The 13,945-nt window shown below is 63.9% G+C and carries 12 protein-coding genes; 6 read left to right on the top strand and 6 right to left on the bottom strand.

The annotated features are described in order from the left end of the window. The first annotated feature begins 34 nt into the window (after positions 1-34). The 5 genes from ACZ89F_RS07080 to ACZ89F_RS07060 are packed head-to-tail and all read left to right on the top strand — an operon-like array spanning position 35 to position 7,429. Positions 35-1,705, top strand: coding sequence for a thiamine pyrophosphate-binding protein (locus ACZ89F_RS07080; protein ID WP_476091034.1), 1,671 nt, complete (start codon positions 35-37; stop codon positions 1,703-1,705). Then, a complete protein-coding gene (locus ACZ89F_RS07075) occupies positions 1,702-3,798 on the top strand; it encodes a hydantoinase/oxoprolinase family protein (protein ID WP_476091033.1) in 2,097 nt (698 codons plus the stop codon). The genes ACZ89F_RS07080 and ACZ89F_RS07075 overlap by 4 nt, the downstream gene beginning before the upstream one ends. Then, a complete protein-coding gene (locus ACZ89F_RS07070) occupies positions 3,795-5,414 on the top strand; it encodes a hydantoinase B/oxoprolinase family protein (protein WP_476091032.1) in 1,620 nt (539 codons plus the stop codon). Before ACZ89F_RS07075 ends, ACZ89F_RS07070 begins: the two co-directional genes overlap by 4 nt. Then, complete coding sequence (locus tag ACZ89F_RS07065; protein WP_476091031.1) at positions 5,411-6,613, top strand: pyridoxal phosphate-dependent aminotransferase; 1,203 nt, start codon at positions 5,411-5,413, stop codon at positions 6,611-6,613. Before ACZ89F_RS07070 ends, ACZ89F_RS07065 begins: the two co-directional genes overlap by 4 nt. 3 nt (positions 6,614-6,616) lie before the next feature. Further along, positions 6,617-7,429: an NAD-dependent epimerase/dehydratase family protein gene (locus ACZ89F_RS07060; protein ID WP_476091030.1), complete on the top strand. Its 813-nt coding sequence runs from the start codon at positions 6,617-6,619 to the stop codon at positions 7,427-7,429. Positions 7,430-7,535: 106 nt separating this feature from the next. Here the strand turns inward: ACZ89F_RS07060 and ACZ89F_RS07055 are convergent, their stop codons facing one another. From ACZ89F_RS07055 to ACZ89F_RS07030, 6 genes are all read right to left on the bottom strand, one after another. After that, entirely contained in the window at positions 7,536-8,264 is a 729-nt protein-coding gene (locus ACZ89F_RS07055) for an ABC transporter ATP-binding protein (RefSeq protein ID WP_476091029.1), read from the bottom strand. Next, positions 8,264-9,028 carry an ABC transporter ATP-binding protein gene (locus ACZ89F_RS07050; protein ID WP_476091028.1) on the bottom strand — a complete coding sequence of 255 codons (765 nt, stop codon included), beginning with the start codon at positions 9,026-9,028 and terminating at the stop codon, positions 8,264-8,266. The genes ACZ89F_RS07055 and ACZ89F_RS07050 overlap by 1 nt, the downstream gene beginning before the upstream one ends. A 2-nt stretch (positions 9,029-9,030) precedes the next feature. Beyond that, entirely contained in the window at positions 9,031-9,990 is a 960-nt protein-coding gene (locus tag ACZ89F_RS07045; RefSeq protein WP_476091027.1) for a branched-chain amino acid ABC transporter permease, read from the bottom strand. Continuing rightward, positions 9,990-10,901, bottom strand: coding sequence for a branched-chain amino acid ABC transporter permease (locus tag ACZ89F_RS07040; RefSeq protein ID WP_109660147.1), 912 nt, complete (start codon positions 10,899-10,901; stop codon positions 9,990-9,992). Before ACZ89F_RS07040 ends, ACZ89F_RS07045 begins: the two co-directional genes overlap by 1 nt. Before the next feature lie 119 nt (positions 10,902-11,020). Continuing rightward, positions 11,021-12,142 carry a branched-chain amino acid ABC transporter substrate-binding protein gene (locus ACZ89F_RS07035; protein ID WP_476091026.1) on the bottom strand — a complete coding sequence of 374 codons (1,122 nt, stop codon included), beginning with the start codon at positions 12,140-12,142 and terminating at the stop codon, positions 11,021-11,023. Positions 12,143-12,290: 148 nt separating this feature from the next. After that, positions 12,291-12,926, bottom strand: coding sequence for an RraA family protein (locus ACZ89F_RS07030; protein WP_476091025.1), 636 nt, complete (start codon positions 12,924-12,926; stop codon positions 12,291-12,293). Positions 12,927-13,166: 240 nt separating this feature from the next. Between ACZ89F_RS07030 and ACZ89F_RS07025 the strand changes: the two genes are divergently transcribed. Further along, a complete protein-coding gene (locus ACZ89F_RS07025; RefSeq protein ID WP_476091024.1) occupies positions 13,167-13,943 on the top strand; it encodes an SDR family NAD(P)-dependent oxidoreductase in 777 nt (258 codons plus the stop codon). The last annotated feature ends 2 nt before the right edge of the window (positions 13,944-13,945 follow it).

Genomic DNA, 13,945 nt, shown 5'->3' with positions numbered 1-13,945 from the left:
GTCCGCTTGCCGCGTGAATGAAGGATGTCCAAGCATGATCCGCAATGGCGGTCGCCTTCTTGTCGAGTGCCTGATCGCGCTCGGCGCGACCAAGAGTTTCGGTGTGCCGGGCGAAAGCTACCTGGCCGTGCTGGACGCGCTGCACGACACGCATGGCAAGCTGGACTACGTACTTTGCCGCAATGAGGGCGGTGCGGCATTCATGGCCTCGGCCTATGGCAAGCTGACGGGCTCGCCGGGCATCTGCTTCGTGACGCGCGGACCCGGCGTTGCCAATGCGTCCATCGGCGTGCACACGGCCATGCAGGACAGTTCGCCGATGATCGTCTTCGTCGGCCAGGTCGGCACCGACATGCGCGGCCGCGAGGCGTTCCAGGAAATCGACTACCGCGCCGTGTTCGGCACGATGGCGAAGTGGGCTGTAGAGATCGACGATGTCGAGCGCCTGCCGGAAATCGTTGCCCGGGCCTGGACCACGGCGCTCACCGGGCGGCCCGGCCCGGTGGTCATCGCCCTGCCCGAGGACATGCTGACGACGCTGACCGATGTCGCGGCACTCAGCGGGCCTGCCAAGGTTTTCGAGGCCTCGGCCGATGCCGATGCGCTGGCCGAGGCCCGGTCGATGCTGGCCGCCTCCCGCAGGCCGGTCATCCTGATCGGCGGCGCCAACTGGTCGGCGCAAGGGCGTGCCGCGCTCCAGGCTTTCGCCGAGGCGTCCGACATTCCGGTGGTCGCGGCATTCCGCTTCCAGGATCAGTTCGACAATGGCTCGCCGGTCTTCGTCGGCGAGGCGGGTGTCGGCATGGTCCCGCATGTCAAGAAGCTGATCCGCGACGCCGATGTGATCCTGGCGATCAATGTGCGCTTTGGCGAGATGACCACGGACGGCTACACGCTGCTGTCGGTGCCAGAGCCGAAGCAGAAGCTGATCCATGTCCATGGTTCAGATCGCGAGATCGGCAAGATCTATGTGCCCTTGCTTGGCATCCATGCCGGGCCAAACGCCTTCGCCAAGGCGCTCTCACCGGTCAAGGGCGACTGGGCGGCGTGGCGGTCGCAGGCGCGCGAAAGCTATGAGGGCACGTTCGAGGCGCCGGCCCAGCCGGGTCCGGTCGACATGGTCGAAGTCAGCCGCTGGCTCCGCGAGAACCTGCCCGACGATGTGATCCTCACCAACGGCGCCGGCAATTTCACCGTCTGGCCAAACAAGTTCTTCAAATTCGGACCAAAGGCACGGCTGCTGGCGCCGCAATCCGGCGCCATGGGCTACGGCCTGCCGGCGGCCATCGCCGCCAAGGTTGCCTTTCCCTCACGCACTGTGGTCTGTTTTGCCGGTGACGGCGATTTCCAGATGAACTGCCAGGAGCTGGGGACGGCGATGCAGGCCGGGGCGCAGCCGATCGTCCTCATCCTGAACAACGGCATCTACGGCACCATCCGCGCCCATCAGGAGCGGCATTATCCGGCGCGCGTGTCGGGAACGAACATCGAGAACCCGGATTTCGTCGGCATCGCCCGGGCCTATGGCTTCCATGCCGAGCGGGTCGGCACGACCAGCGATTTCGCTGGCGCTTTCGGCAGGGCGCTGGCGTCCGCGACCGGCGCGGTCCTGGAGCTGGATATTTCCCCGGAGGCGATCACGCCGCGTCAGACCCTTTCCCAAATGCGCGACGCAGCGCTCGCTTCGCAGAAGGCCAACGCATGACCAGTACGGCAAATGACATCCGTCTCGGCGCGGATATCGGCGGCACGTTCACCGATATCGTGGTCGATGTGCGCGGCACGATCTTTTCGACCAAGATACTGACCAACTATGCCGCCCCCGAACAGGCCATCCTCGACGGCATCGAGATCGTCGTGCGCGACGCCGGCATCACGCTGGCCGACCTCGACATCGTCATCCACGGCACCACGCTGGCGACCAATGCGCTCATCGAACGGCGTGGCGCCAAGACGGCGCTGGTCACCACCGAAGGGTTTCGCGATGTCATCGAGATGCGCACGGAAAACCGGTTCGAACAGTATGATCTGAACCTGAAGCTGCCGCCGCCGCTGATCCCGCGCGAGCATCGCTATACGGTCAAGGGTCGCATCGGCGCGGATGGGCAGGAATTGCAGCCGCTGGACGAGGCGGCGCTCGACGAGATCGCCGACAGCATCGCCGCCGGCGGCTTCGGAGCCGTCGCCATCGGCTTCATCCATTCCTACATGGACCCGGTGCATGAGCGGCGGGCGCGCGAGATCCTCGCTGCGAAGCTGGACATACCGATTTCCATCAGCGCCGAGGTCTCGCCGCAGATGCGCGAGTTCGAACGCTTCAACACGGTTTGCGCCAACGCCTATGTGCGGCCGCAGATGGCCGACTATCTGGTGCGCCTCCAGGTGCGGCTGAAGGAGATGGGGGCGAACTGCCCGGTGTTCATGATCCACTCGGGCGGCGGCCTGATCTCGGTGGAAACCGCGTCCGAATTTCCGGTGCGCCTGGTCGAGTCCGGTCCGGCCGGCGGCGCGATCTTCGCCGCCGACGTGGCGCGGCGCTTCGACCTGGATTCCGTCGTCTCCTACGACATGGGCGGAACGACCGCGAAGATCTGCCTGATCGAGGACTATTCGCCGCGCACCGCGCGGACCTTCGAGGTCGCCCGCACCTATCGCTTCTGCAAGGGCTCCGGCATGCCGATCTCGATCCCGGTGATCGAGATGATCGAGATCGGCGCCGGCGGCGGATCGATCGCCTGGGTCGACGCCATGGGGCGCATCCAGACCGGTCCGGAAAGTGCCGGGTCCGAACCCGGCCCCGCCTGCTACGGGCGCGGCGGCAACCGCCCGGCCATCACCGATGCCGATCTGGTGCTGGGCAAGCTCGATCCCGACAATTTCGCCGGCGGCGCCATCAGGCTGGACACCGGGGCATCCGAGCAGGCGATCACCCGCGATGTCGGCACCCGGCTTTCGCTCAATTCCGTTTCCTCCGCCTTCGGCATCTGCGAGGTCGTCGACGAGAACATGGCCAATGCCGCCCGCGTCCATGCGGTGGAAAACGGCAAGAACATCTCCGACAATGTCATGATCGCCTTTGGCGGTGCCGCTCCCCTGCATGCGGCGCGGCTGTGCGAAAAGCTTGGCGTCGAACAGTGCCTTGTCCCGCAAGGCGCCGGCGTCGGCTCGGCCATCGGCTTCCTCAAGGCGCCGTTCGGCTATGAGGCGCTGGCGTCCAAGCTGATGCGGCTGTCGCGTTTCGATGCCTGCGAGGTGAATGCGCTGCTCGACGGGTTGAAGGCCACGGCTGAGAGCTTCGTGCGGGCCGGTACCGACGGTGCCATCACCCGCGAGATCACCGCCTTCATGCGCTATGCTGGCCAGGGTTGGGAGATCCCGGTGCCGCTGCCCGACAGGGCGTTCAAGCCCGGCGATGAGGTCGGCGTCAAGGACGCCTTCCGGGACAATTACGCGCGCTTCTTCGGCCGCGCCATCGACGGCCTCGACGGGTTGGAAATCGAGATCGTCACCTGGTCGGTCAAGGCGCAGGACATGCGGCCGGCCCCTGCCAGGCACGAGATCACCATGGGAACCAGGATTGTCGCGGCTGCGCAGACGCGCGAGGTTTTCGATCCGTCGACCGGAACCGTGCAGATTTCAGCCATCATCGAACGCGCCGACCTCTCGCCCGGGGATCGCATCAGCGGCCCGGCGGTGATCGTCGAGCGTGAGACGTCGACGGTCGTCACCACTCTCTTCGATGCCGTGCTGCAGAGCGACGGTTCGATCCTCCTGATCCGCAAAGGGGTCCAGGCATGAGCGACATCTTGGAAATCCGCATGCAGGTGATGTGGAATCGCCTCATCTCGGTGGTCGAGGAGCAGGCGCTGACCCTGTTGCGCACGGCCTTCTCCACATCGGTGCGTGAATCGGGCGACCTGTCGGCCGGCGTGTTCAATCCGCGCGGCGAGATGCTGGCGCAAGCCGTGACCGGCACGCCCGGGCATGTGAACACCATGGCCGAGGCCGTGCTGCAGTTCATGAACGAAATCCCGCGCGAGGGGATGTACGAGGGTGACACCTATGTCACCAACGATCCCTGGAAAGGCACCGGCCATCTGCACGACATCACTATGGTCTCGCCCTCGTTCCTGAACGGCGAACTGGTGGCGTTCTTTGCCTGCACCGCCCATGTGGTCGATGTCGGCGGCCGCGGCTTCGGCGCCGACGGCAAATCGGTCTACGAGGAAGGCATCCAGATTCCGATCATGAAGTTCGCCGAGCGCGGCAAGGTGAACCTCGACCTGGTGAAGATCCTGCGCGCCAATGTGCGCGAGCCGAACCAGGTTGTCGGCGATTTCTATTCGCTGGCCGCCTGCAACGAGGTCGGCCACCGCCGCCTGGTCGACATGATGAGGGAGATCGGCCTGGCGTCGCTGGACAGGCTGGGAGAGTTCATCTTCACGCGCACGCATGACGCGACGCTGGAGCGCATCAAGGCGCTGCCGAAAGGCACCTGGTCGAACGAACTGGTGACCGACGGCTACGACACGCCGGTCAAGCTGGCGGCCGCCGTCACGATCGGCGACGACCATCTGCACGTCGATTTCTCCGGGACCGATCCGATAAGCCGATGGGGCATCAACGTCCCGATCATCTACAGCAAGGCCTATGCCTGCTACGCGCTGAAATGCGTGGTGGCGCCGGAGATCCCGAACAATGCGGCCTCGCTCGCTCTGTTCACCATTTCGTCGCCGGCCAACATCCTGAACGCCCCGCGGCCGGCGCCGGTGTCCCTGCGCCACGTCATCGGCCACATGGTGCCCGATTTGGTGCTGGGCGCGCTGGCCAAGGCGCTGCCGGGCCAGATCCTGGCCGAAGGCGCGGCAGCACTCTGGAACATCCACATCTCTGTCAGGCCGGTCGCCGGCGGCGACGGGCGCCGCGCCGAGGTGCTGATGTTCAATTCCGGTGGCATGGGCGCGCGCCCGACGCTGGACGGGCTTTCCGCCACCGCCTTTCCATCCGGTGTCCATACGATGCCGATCGAGGCGACCGAGCACACCGGACCGATCGTCATCTGGCGCAAGGAACTGCGTCCCGATTCCGGCGGCGACGGGGAATTTCGCGGCGGCCTCGGCCAGATCCTCGAAATCGCAGCCACCGAGGGACACGAGTTCGATTTCTCCGCCATGTTCGACCGGGTCAACCATCCAGCCAAGGGCCGCGATGGCGGCAAGGACGGGATCGCCGGCATCGTCAGGCTCGACGATGGCACGCTGATGCGCCCCAAGGGCTGGCAGCACGTTCCCGAAGGGCGTCGTCTGGTTCTGGAACTTCCCGGCGGTGGCGGCTATGGCGATCCCTCCAGGCGCAGTACGGAGGCGCGGGCACAGGACGTGTCCAGGGGCTATATTTCGGAGAAAAGCCGATGAGCTACATTTCCTCGCGCCTGTCCGTGGTCAAGCCGTCGGCTTCGATGGCGGCCTCGCAGGCGGCCAAGGCGCTAAGGGCCAAAGGCGTAGACGTCATCGACCTTGGCCTTGGCGAACCTGATTTTCCGACACCTGCCCACATCATCGAAGCGGCCTATGCAGCCGCCAAGGCGGGCCAGACCCTCTACACCGCCGCAGCCGGCTCGCCAGAAGTGCGCGAGGCCGTGGCCGGAAAGTTCAGGCGCGAGAATGGGCTGGACTTCACGGCCGACGACATCGTCGTGGCCAACGGCGCCAAGCAGATCATTTTCAACGCGCTGATGGCGACGCTGGAACCCGGCGACGAGGCCATCCTGCCCGCACCCTATTTCGTGTCCTATCCCGAGATGGTGAAGCTGCTTGGCGGCACGCCAGTCACGGTCGAATGCAGGGAAAGCGGCGGCTTCAGGCTGACGCCCGAGCTCTTGGAAAAGGCGATCACGCCGAGAACCAAATGGCTGTTCCTGAACATGCCCGGCAATCCATCCGGCGCGGTCTACTCGGCCGACGATCTCAAGGCGCTGGGTGCTGTCCTTGCCAGGCATCCGCAGGTGCTCATCCTGTCCGACGAGATCTATGAGCACATCATCTTCGACGGCCGCGAATTCGTATCCTTCGGCAAGGCCTGCCCGGATCTTCGGGGCCGAAGTCTTATCGTCAACGGCGTGGCCAAGGCCTATGCGATGACCGGCTGGCGTGTCGGCTACGCAGCCGGGCCGGCACCACTCGTCAAGGCGATGTCGACCATCCAGAGCCAGTCGGTCACCTCAGTTTGCTCGATCGCCCAGGCGGCAACGGTCGCCGCGCTGAACGGCCCGCAGGACGAGGTGGCTCGTTTCTGCGGGGCATTCGAGGCGCGCAGGAATTTGGTGGTCGATGGCATAAGGCGCATCAACGGCCTGACGCTTCCGCCGCCGGAAGGCGCCTTCTATGCCTATATCGGCTGCGCCAGCCTGATCGGCCGCAAGACACCCAAAGGCGTCGTGCTGGAGGATGATACGGCGGTGGCGACCTATCTCCTGAACGAAGGCCGCGTGGCATCGGTGCCGGGTGCTGCCTACGGACTTTCACCTTATTTCCGCATCTCCACCGCCACCAGCGAGGAGGTGCTTGCCGAGGCGATTGCGCGGATCAACGCCGCCGTCGCCCAAGTGGAGTAGACCATGCCCCGTTACGAACGCATCCTGATCACCGGGGCCGCCGGCCGGCTCGGCTCGGAACTGCGGAAGGGACTGGTACCGCTGGCAAAAACCATCCGCCTGGCGGGTCGCGAGCCGTTCGGCGATCTTGCTGCTCACGAGGAAGAAGCGGTCTTCGATCTCGCCGACATGGAGGCGACAATTGCGGCCACCAAGGACTGCGACGCGATCGTGCATTTCGGTGGCGCGCCGCTCGAATGCGCCTGGCAGACGATCCTGGATTCCAGCATCCGTGGTTCGTATCATATCTACGAAGGCGCCCGGAAACACGGTGTGAAGCGCGTCATCTATGCCTCCTCGGTGCATGCCATCGGCTACCATGAAGTCGAAGCGCATATCGGCGTCGACGCGCCGGTGCGCCCCGACAGCCTCTACGGCGTCTCGAAGAACTTCGTCGAGAGCCTGAGCCGGCTCTATTGGGACAAGTTCGGCATCGAGACCGCGTGCTTGCGCATCTTCTCGTCCTTCCCCGAACCGGCCGACCGCCGCATGTTGTGGTCGTATCTTTCCTTCGCCGACTGCGTGCGCCTGGTCGAGGCCGCGCTGACCGCGCCGCGCGTCGGGCATACGATCTCCTTCGGCATATCCGACAACAAGCTGAAGATGGTCGACAACAGTGGCGCCGACCATATCGGATTTGTACCGCAGGACAGTGCCGAGCCGTTCCGCGCAGCGGTGGAGGCGAGGACGCCGGTTCCCGATCCGAAGGCACCCTCGGTGAAGTATTTGGGCGGCTGGTTTTGCGAACTCGGCCACCCGGATGACAAACCCGTATGACGGTCAAATAGCGCGACAGCCGACTCGCGACCGGCCTCGCAAACTTCCCGGATTGTTTCGTATGGTCCCGCGACCCAGCCACGAGCGGTTTGAGCCCATGTCGCCTTTAGGCGGCGACGCCGCCTAGATAGGCGCTGATGACCGCTTCGTTGCTTGCGAGATCGCTGCCTAGTCCCTCAAGCACAACGCGCCCGGCTTTGAGCACATAGCCGTAGTCGGCGAACTTCAAGGCGACTTTGCTGTTCTGCTCCACGAGCAGGATGGTCACGCCTTCACGATTGAGGCGCTGCACGATGTTCATGACTTCCTTGATCAGTTGCGGCGCCAGGCCCATGGAAGGCTCATCGAGCAAGAGCACCTTCGGCGCCGCCATGAGGGCTCTGCCGATCGCCAGCATCTGCTGCTCACCGCCCGAGAGGTTCCTTGCATCGCCATTCTGTCTGCGCGCCAGGATGGGGAAGAGCTCAAAAACATGGTCCAGCCGCCGCCGGCGCTCGACGTCGTCGGCAAGCGTAAACGAGCCGAGGTCAAGGTTCTCCTTGATCGTCATGTCGCCGAAAATGCGCCTTCCCTCCGGGACGTGGACGAGCCCGCGATGCGGCAGGCGGTGGGCAGGGACCTTGGTTATGTCCTCGCCCAGGAAGCGGACACTCCCAGAGGATGCGGCAACAAGGCCGGACAGCGTGCGTAGCGTGGTGCTCTTGCCAGCACCGTTCGCGCCAAGCAGGGCGACGATCTGGCCGCGTTTGACCGAAAGGCTGACACCATGAAGGGCTTCGATGCCGTCATAGCGCGCGACGATGCGGTCCGCGGAAAGAACGATTTCGGCGTCCATCATTCCTCCGTACCCAGATAGGCTTCGATGACCCTGGGGTCCGCTCGGACGGTCTCCGGCGGCCCGTCGGCGATCTTCTGACCGTAGTCGAACACCACGATCTTCTCCGACACTTGCATGACCAGGCCCATGTCATGCTCGATCAGCAGGACCGTGATACCGGTTTCGTCACGGATGCGGCGGATCAGGTGCACAAGGTCCAGCTTCTCGCGCTCGTTCAGGCCGGCGGCAGGCTCGTCCAGCAAGATGAGCTCGGGCGCCGACGCCAGGGCTCTTGCGAGTTCGAGCCGCCGTTGATCGCCATAGGAAAGACCGCCGGCACGGCGATGCGCATGCTGCTCGATGCCGACGAAACCGAGCCAGTGCATGCCGGCCGCGCGGATCGCCTCCTCCTCGCGCCGCTGTGCCGGCAAGTGCAGGATCGCCGACACAATGCCGTGGCGGCTGCGGCAATGCTGGCCGGACATGGCGTTTTCCAGAACGGTCATTTCCTTGAACAGCCTGATGTTCTGGAACGTGCGGGCGAGCCCGAGCGCGGTGATGCGATGCGGCGGCAAACCGATAATTGGCCGGCCGCCCAGACTGATCGAGCCGCCCTTCGGCTTGTAGAAGCCGGTCAGGCAATTGAAGAGCGACGTCTTGCCGGCCCCGTTCGGTCCGATAAGGCTGTTGATGGCGCCCTTCTCCACCGAGAACGAAATGTCGTGAAGGACTTTCAGTCCTCCAAAACTGAGGCGCAGATCGCGGACTTCCAGCAAGGCCATGGTCAAACTCGCTTGTCCGGCCACAGCCCGTTCGGCCTGAAGAGCATGATTGCCAGCAGCGCAACCGCGGTCACCAATGGACGGTAGGTGCCCGCCCCGCGCAGCACCTCCGGAAGCAGGGCCACGAGAACAGCACCGAGCACAACGCCGGGAATGCGGCCCATGCCACCCAGGACGACGCCAAGCAGGATGAGAAGCGATTGGTTGAAGGTAAAACTCTCTGGCGAGATGGCCGTCATCTTCGCGGCGTAGAGGCACCCCGCCACGGAAGCGATCACCGCGCCCATCATATAGGCCTGCAGCTTGGCCGTGACACGGTTGATGCCGATACCGGCGGCGGCGTCCTCATCATAGCGAACGTAGAACCAGGCTCGTCCCATTCGCGACCGCTCGACGCTCAGGCAGACGAAGGCGGTGAGCAGCGCGAGCGCCAGGAACGCATAGTAGAAATGCTGCACCTGCATCAGCTTGAAGCCGAAGATCTCCGGCCGCTCGATGCCGATGAGGCCGCTGGCGCCACCGGTGATGTCGAGGTTGCGGGCGATGATGCGCACGATCTCGCCGAAGCCCAGCGTCACGATCGCCAGATAGTCGCTGCGCAGCCTCAAGGTCGGAGCACCGATGATGATGCCAGCCACGCAGGCTGCCGCCATGGCGACCGGGATGGTGAGCCAGAAATTGAACCCGAATTCCGCAGTCAGGATGCCTGATGTGTAGGCGCCTACCGCGAAAAAGGCGGCGTAGCCGAGATCGAGCAGGCCCGCATAGCCGACGACAATGTTGAGGCCGAGGCACAGAACGACATAGAGCAGCGCCGTGGTCGCCACCTCCGTTACATAGGCGTTGGCGAATTGCGGCAACACCAGCGCAACGGCGAGCGCCGCCAGGCCGGGCAGCACGACGGACCAGCGCATCAGTCGCGGTTGCGCGGTGGCCGACATGGTCCTCACTTCGTCGGTCATCACACCCGCTCCACCACCGAGCGACCAAGAAGGCCGGTCGGCTTGAACACAAGGAACAGGATCAGGGTCCCGAACACGAAGACGTCACGCCACTCCGATCCGACGAAGGGCAAGGACGAACCGAAAGCCTCGAGCAGACCGAGCAGCAGTCCGCCGAGCATGGCACCCGGCACGCTGCCGATCCCGCCTATGACCGCGGCGGTGAACGCCTTCAGCCCCATGATGAAGCCCATGAAGAAATGGACACTGCCATAATAGGCGCCGGCCATGACCCCGCCGCCGGCGGCGAGCGCGGAACCCATGAAGAAGGTCAAGGCGATCACCCGGTCGACATCGATGCCCATCAGGCGGCTAGCCCCCATGTCGATGGACACCGCGCGCATCGCCTTGCCGTACATGGTGCGTGAGACAAAGGCCTGCATGCCGGCCATAAGAGCGATGGAGGCGGCCACCAGCACCATCTGCGTGTAGGTGATGTGAACGGTGGAAATATCGACGCCGGCAAAACCGAGGTCCGTGTTGAAGGCATAGTGTCGCCCACCTGTCAGCGCGAGTGCCGTGCCGTTCAACACCATCGACGCACCGAGCGCCGTGATGAGGATGGAGAGGCGCGGCGCATTGCGCATCGGCCGATAGGCGAAGCGTTCGATGACGACGCCGAGCAAGCCGACGACCAGCATCGACACCAGCAGGGCGCAGACCACGCCCAGCCATCCGTTGCCGACCCATATGCCGACGAAGGAAAACACGATGAGGCCGACGAAGGCGCCGTTCATGTAGATGTCGCCATGGGCGAAATTCAGGAGCTTGATGACGCCGAAGACCATGCTGTAGCCAAGCGCGATCAGGGCATAGAACGAGCCGACGATAAGACCGTTCACCAGTTGCTGAATAAGCAGGTCGAGCGTCATTGATGCTCCAGGTACAGAATTGAGTGAGTCTTGGCTGGGCGCAGCGTCAGTGCACGCCAGGCAATCGGCAATGAAGCCGAGGCAGCTGGAAGGCCCGCCTCGGCTTCGACCCGTTCGCCTTATTCGGCTGCCACCCACTTGCCGCCCTTGGCGATCACCGGGCGGAAGTTCGAGGTCTGGAGCGTGTTCTTGTCGGTGAACTTGATTTCACCGGCGAGGCCCTTGAAGTCGCTTGCCTTGAGCGCCTCGATGATTGCCTTCTGATCCGCCGATTTGGCCCGCGTGATCGCATCGGCGATCAGGTTGCCCACATCATGGGAGAGAGCCGCATAGGCGCCGGCGTCGCGGCCATAGGTTTCCTTGTACTTGGCCTTGAAGTCGGCCGCACCAGACAAGAGGTCGACGGTGGGCGGGGACAACAGATACACGCCCTCACCGGCCGAGCCGGCGATTTCCAGATATTCCGGCGAATTGTTGCCGTCGCCGAGCACAATACCGCCCTGGAAACCGGCCTGCCGAAGCTGCTTGGTGAGCAGGGCGCCACCGGCATGGTAGGCGGTCCAGAAGACAGCGTCGGCGCCGCTTGATTTGATCTTGGTGACGACCGCCGAATAGTCCTGCTCGCCGGCCGTGGTGGTCTCCTTGGCGGCAATCTCGCCGCCTGCGCTCTTGAAGGCTTCGGCGGTCAGCTTGGCCAGGTCGGACGAATAGGCATCGCCTTCGTCCACGACCGCGATCTTCTTGTAGCCGTTCTTCTTGAAGAGCTCGACGGCTGTCGTCGCCTGCATGTCACCGGTCGAATTGGCGAGGAAGGCATTGCCCTGATTGGCGGCGACGAGCTTGGTCGAGTTCGCTCCGATGATGACGAACGGAATGCCGGCGTCACCGTAGATCTTCAATGTCGGCAAGACGGCGCCCGAGCAGTAGCCGCCGACGATGGCGGTCACACCTTCCGAGACAAGCTTGCTGCCTGCGGTCACCGCCTGCTGCGGATCACAGGCGTCGTCGGCCGTCGTGGTGGTGATCTTGTCGCCGTTGACGCCGCCCTTGGCGTTGACGGCATCGATCGCCATCTTCACGGCGTTCTCCATATCCTGCCCTTCACTGGCCAGTTGGCCAGTCATGGGAGCCACAATGCCGATCTTGATGTCGGCAGCCGCGGCCATAGTGGTCATAGCCAGCCCGGCAAGGGCGGTCGCACAAGCCAGCCTCTTGGCAAGCCTCTTGAAGGAAACAACCATTAATTCTCTCCATTTCCCCTGTTGGCGCATCCAGGCGGCGTGCCCGAAATGCATTGTTTCGCCCCTCGTTCGGCTGCGGAGCGGTTATGTTGAGCAAGATCGCCAGCCGGCCACGCGATTTGTCTCCGGCAAGGGCTGACCTGGCAGATCAGTGACTGTCGCCGGAGGCCCGGGCATAGGCTCCCTGATAGCGGTTCTCCCGGATGCTGAGCATGATCTCGGCCTCGCGGGCTTCCTGCGCCCGGACGGCGGCCAGCAAGGCCGCGGCACCGTCGATTGGAAACGCCACGACGCCATCTTCGTCGCCGACGACAATGTCGCCAGGACCGACGACCATGCCGCCTATGCAGACGGGAACATTGATGGCTCCCGGACCATCCTTGTACGGTCCGAGATGGATGGCCGACCGTGCGAAGCATGGAAACGGACTGCGGCCGATGGCACCGGCATCGCGGATGGCACCGTCGATGACAATGCCTGCGGCACCGCGCGACGCCGCCACACTTGTCATGATCTCGCCGACCAGCGCGCGCCCCTCATAGCCCCCGCCATCGACGACGATGACGTCGCCGGGCTGCAGCAGATCGAGCGCACGATGGATGAACTGGTTGTCGCCGGGGCGGGTCCTGACCGTCAGCGCCCTCCCCACCATGACGCCGCTCACCCGATGAAAGGGCCGCAACCCGACAGCCCCGGGAACACGGGCGAGATTGTCACTGATCAACGGCGTCGCAAGAGCGCGGAACGCGTCGATCAGTTCGCTTCCCAGTGATCCATCTGCCATCGCCTGCACTCCCACCATCGGCACGTTTTGTGAATATAGTATCCAATCACAATTAATTCGGTGGAGTCAACCGACCTTGCGATGGTCGGCGGAAAAAAGCCAAAGCAGTCTTGGAACGGCGTAGTGCCGGCCTGCACGACCCAACAACTTCACCTATCCGGACTTGCAATGGCGTCAAAGTTCAAGATAGATTGGATAACATATCCATAAACGTCATGATTGTGAAAAAGGGATTGGGTTGTGAAGCACGCAGGAAAAGTCGTGATCGTTACCGGGGCGGCACAAGGCCTGGGCCTCGCCTGCGCCGAGCGCTTTCATGCCGATGGCGCCAAGGTTGTGCTTGTCGACGTGCAGGCCGATCGCGGGCGCGCGCATGCCGAACGTCTTGGCGAGCGCGCCGTCTGGCTGTCCGCCGACCTGTCCGAAATCAGCAGGGACATGGCCGACGGCATCATTGCCAAGGCCATGCAAAGCTTCGGCGGTGTCGACGTGCTCATCAACAATGCCGGCATCATCCATCTGGACGATTTCGTCGACTTCCCCGAGGAGGCCTTCGACTTGGTTCAGCGCGTCAATCTCAAGGCGCCCTTCCTGCTCGGGCAGGCCGCGGCAAGAGCCATGATCGCGCAGGGACGCGGCGGCTCGATCATCAACATGTCGTCGATCAATGCCATTCTGGCCATTCCCAATTCCGTCGCCTATGCCGTGTCCAAGGGTGGCATCAAGCAGCTGACGGCGGTGATGGCCGTCGGACTGATCCCGCACAACATCCGCGTCAACGCCATCGGCCCCGGCACCATCCTGACCGACATGGTCAAGAGCTCGGTCATGGCCAGCGAAGCGCAGCGCCAGACCATTCTGTCGCGCACGCCGAGCGGTCGCTGCGGCGAACCTTCGGAGATTGCCAGCGTCGCATCCTTCCTGGCCAGCGACGACGCCTCCTACATTGTCGGCCAGACCATCTATCCGGATGGCGGTCGCCTGATCCTGAATTATACGGTGCCGGTGAAGGACTGACC

The organism is Mesorhizobium sp. USDA 3734, assembly GCF_056279665.1.
This window is presented reverse-complemented; position numbering and strand designations above follow the sequence as displayed.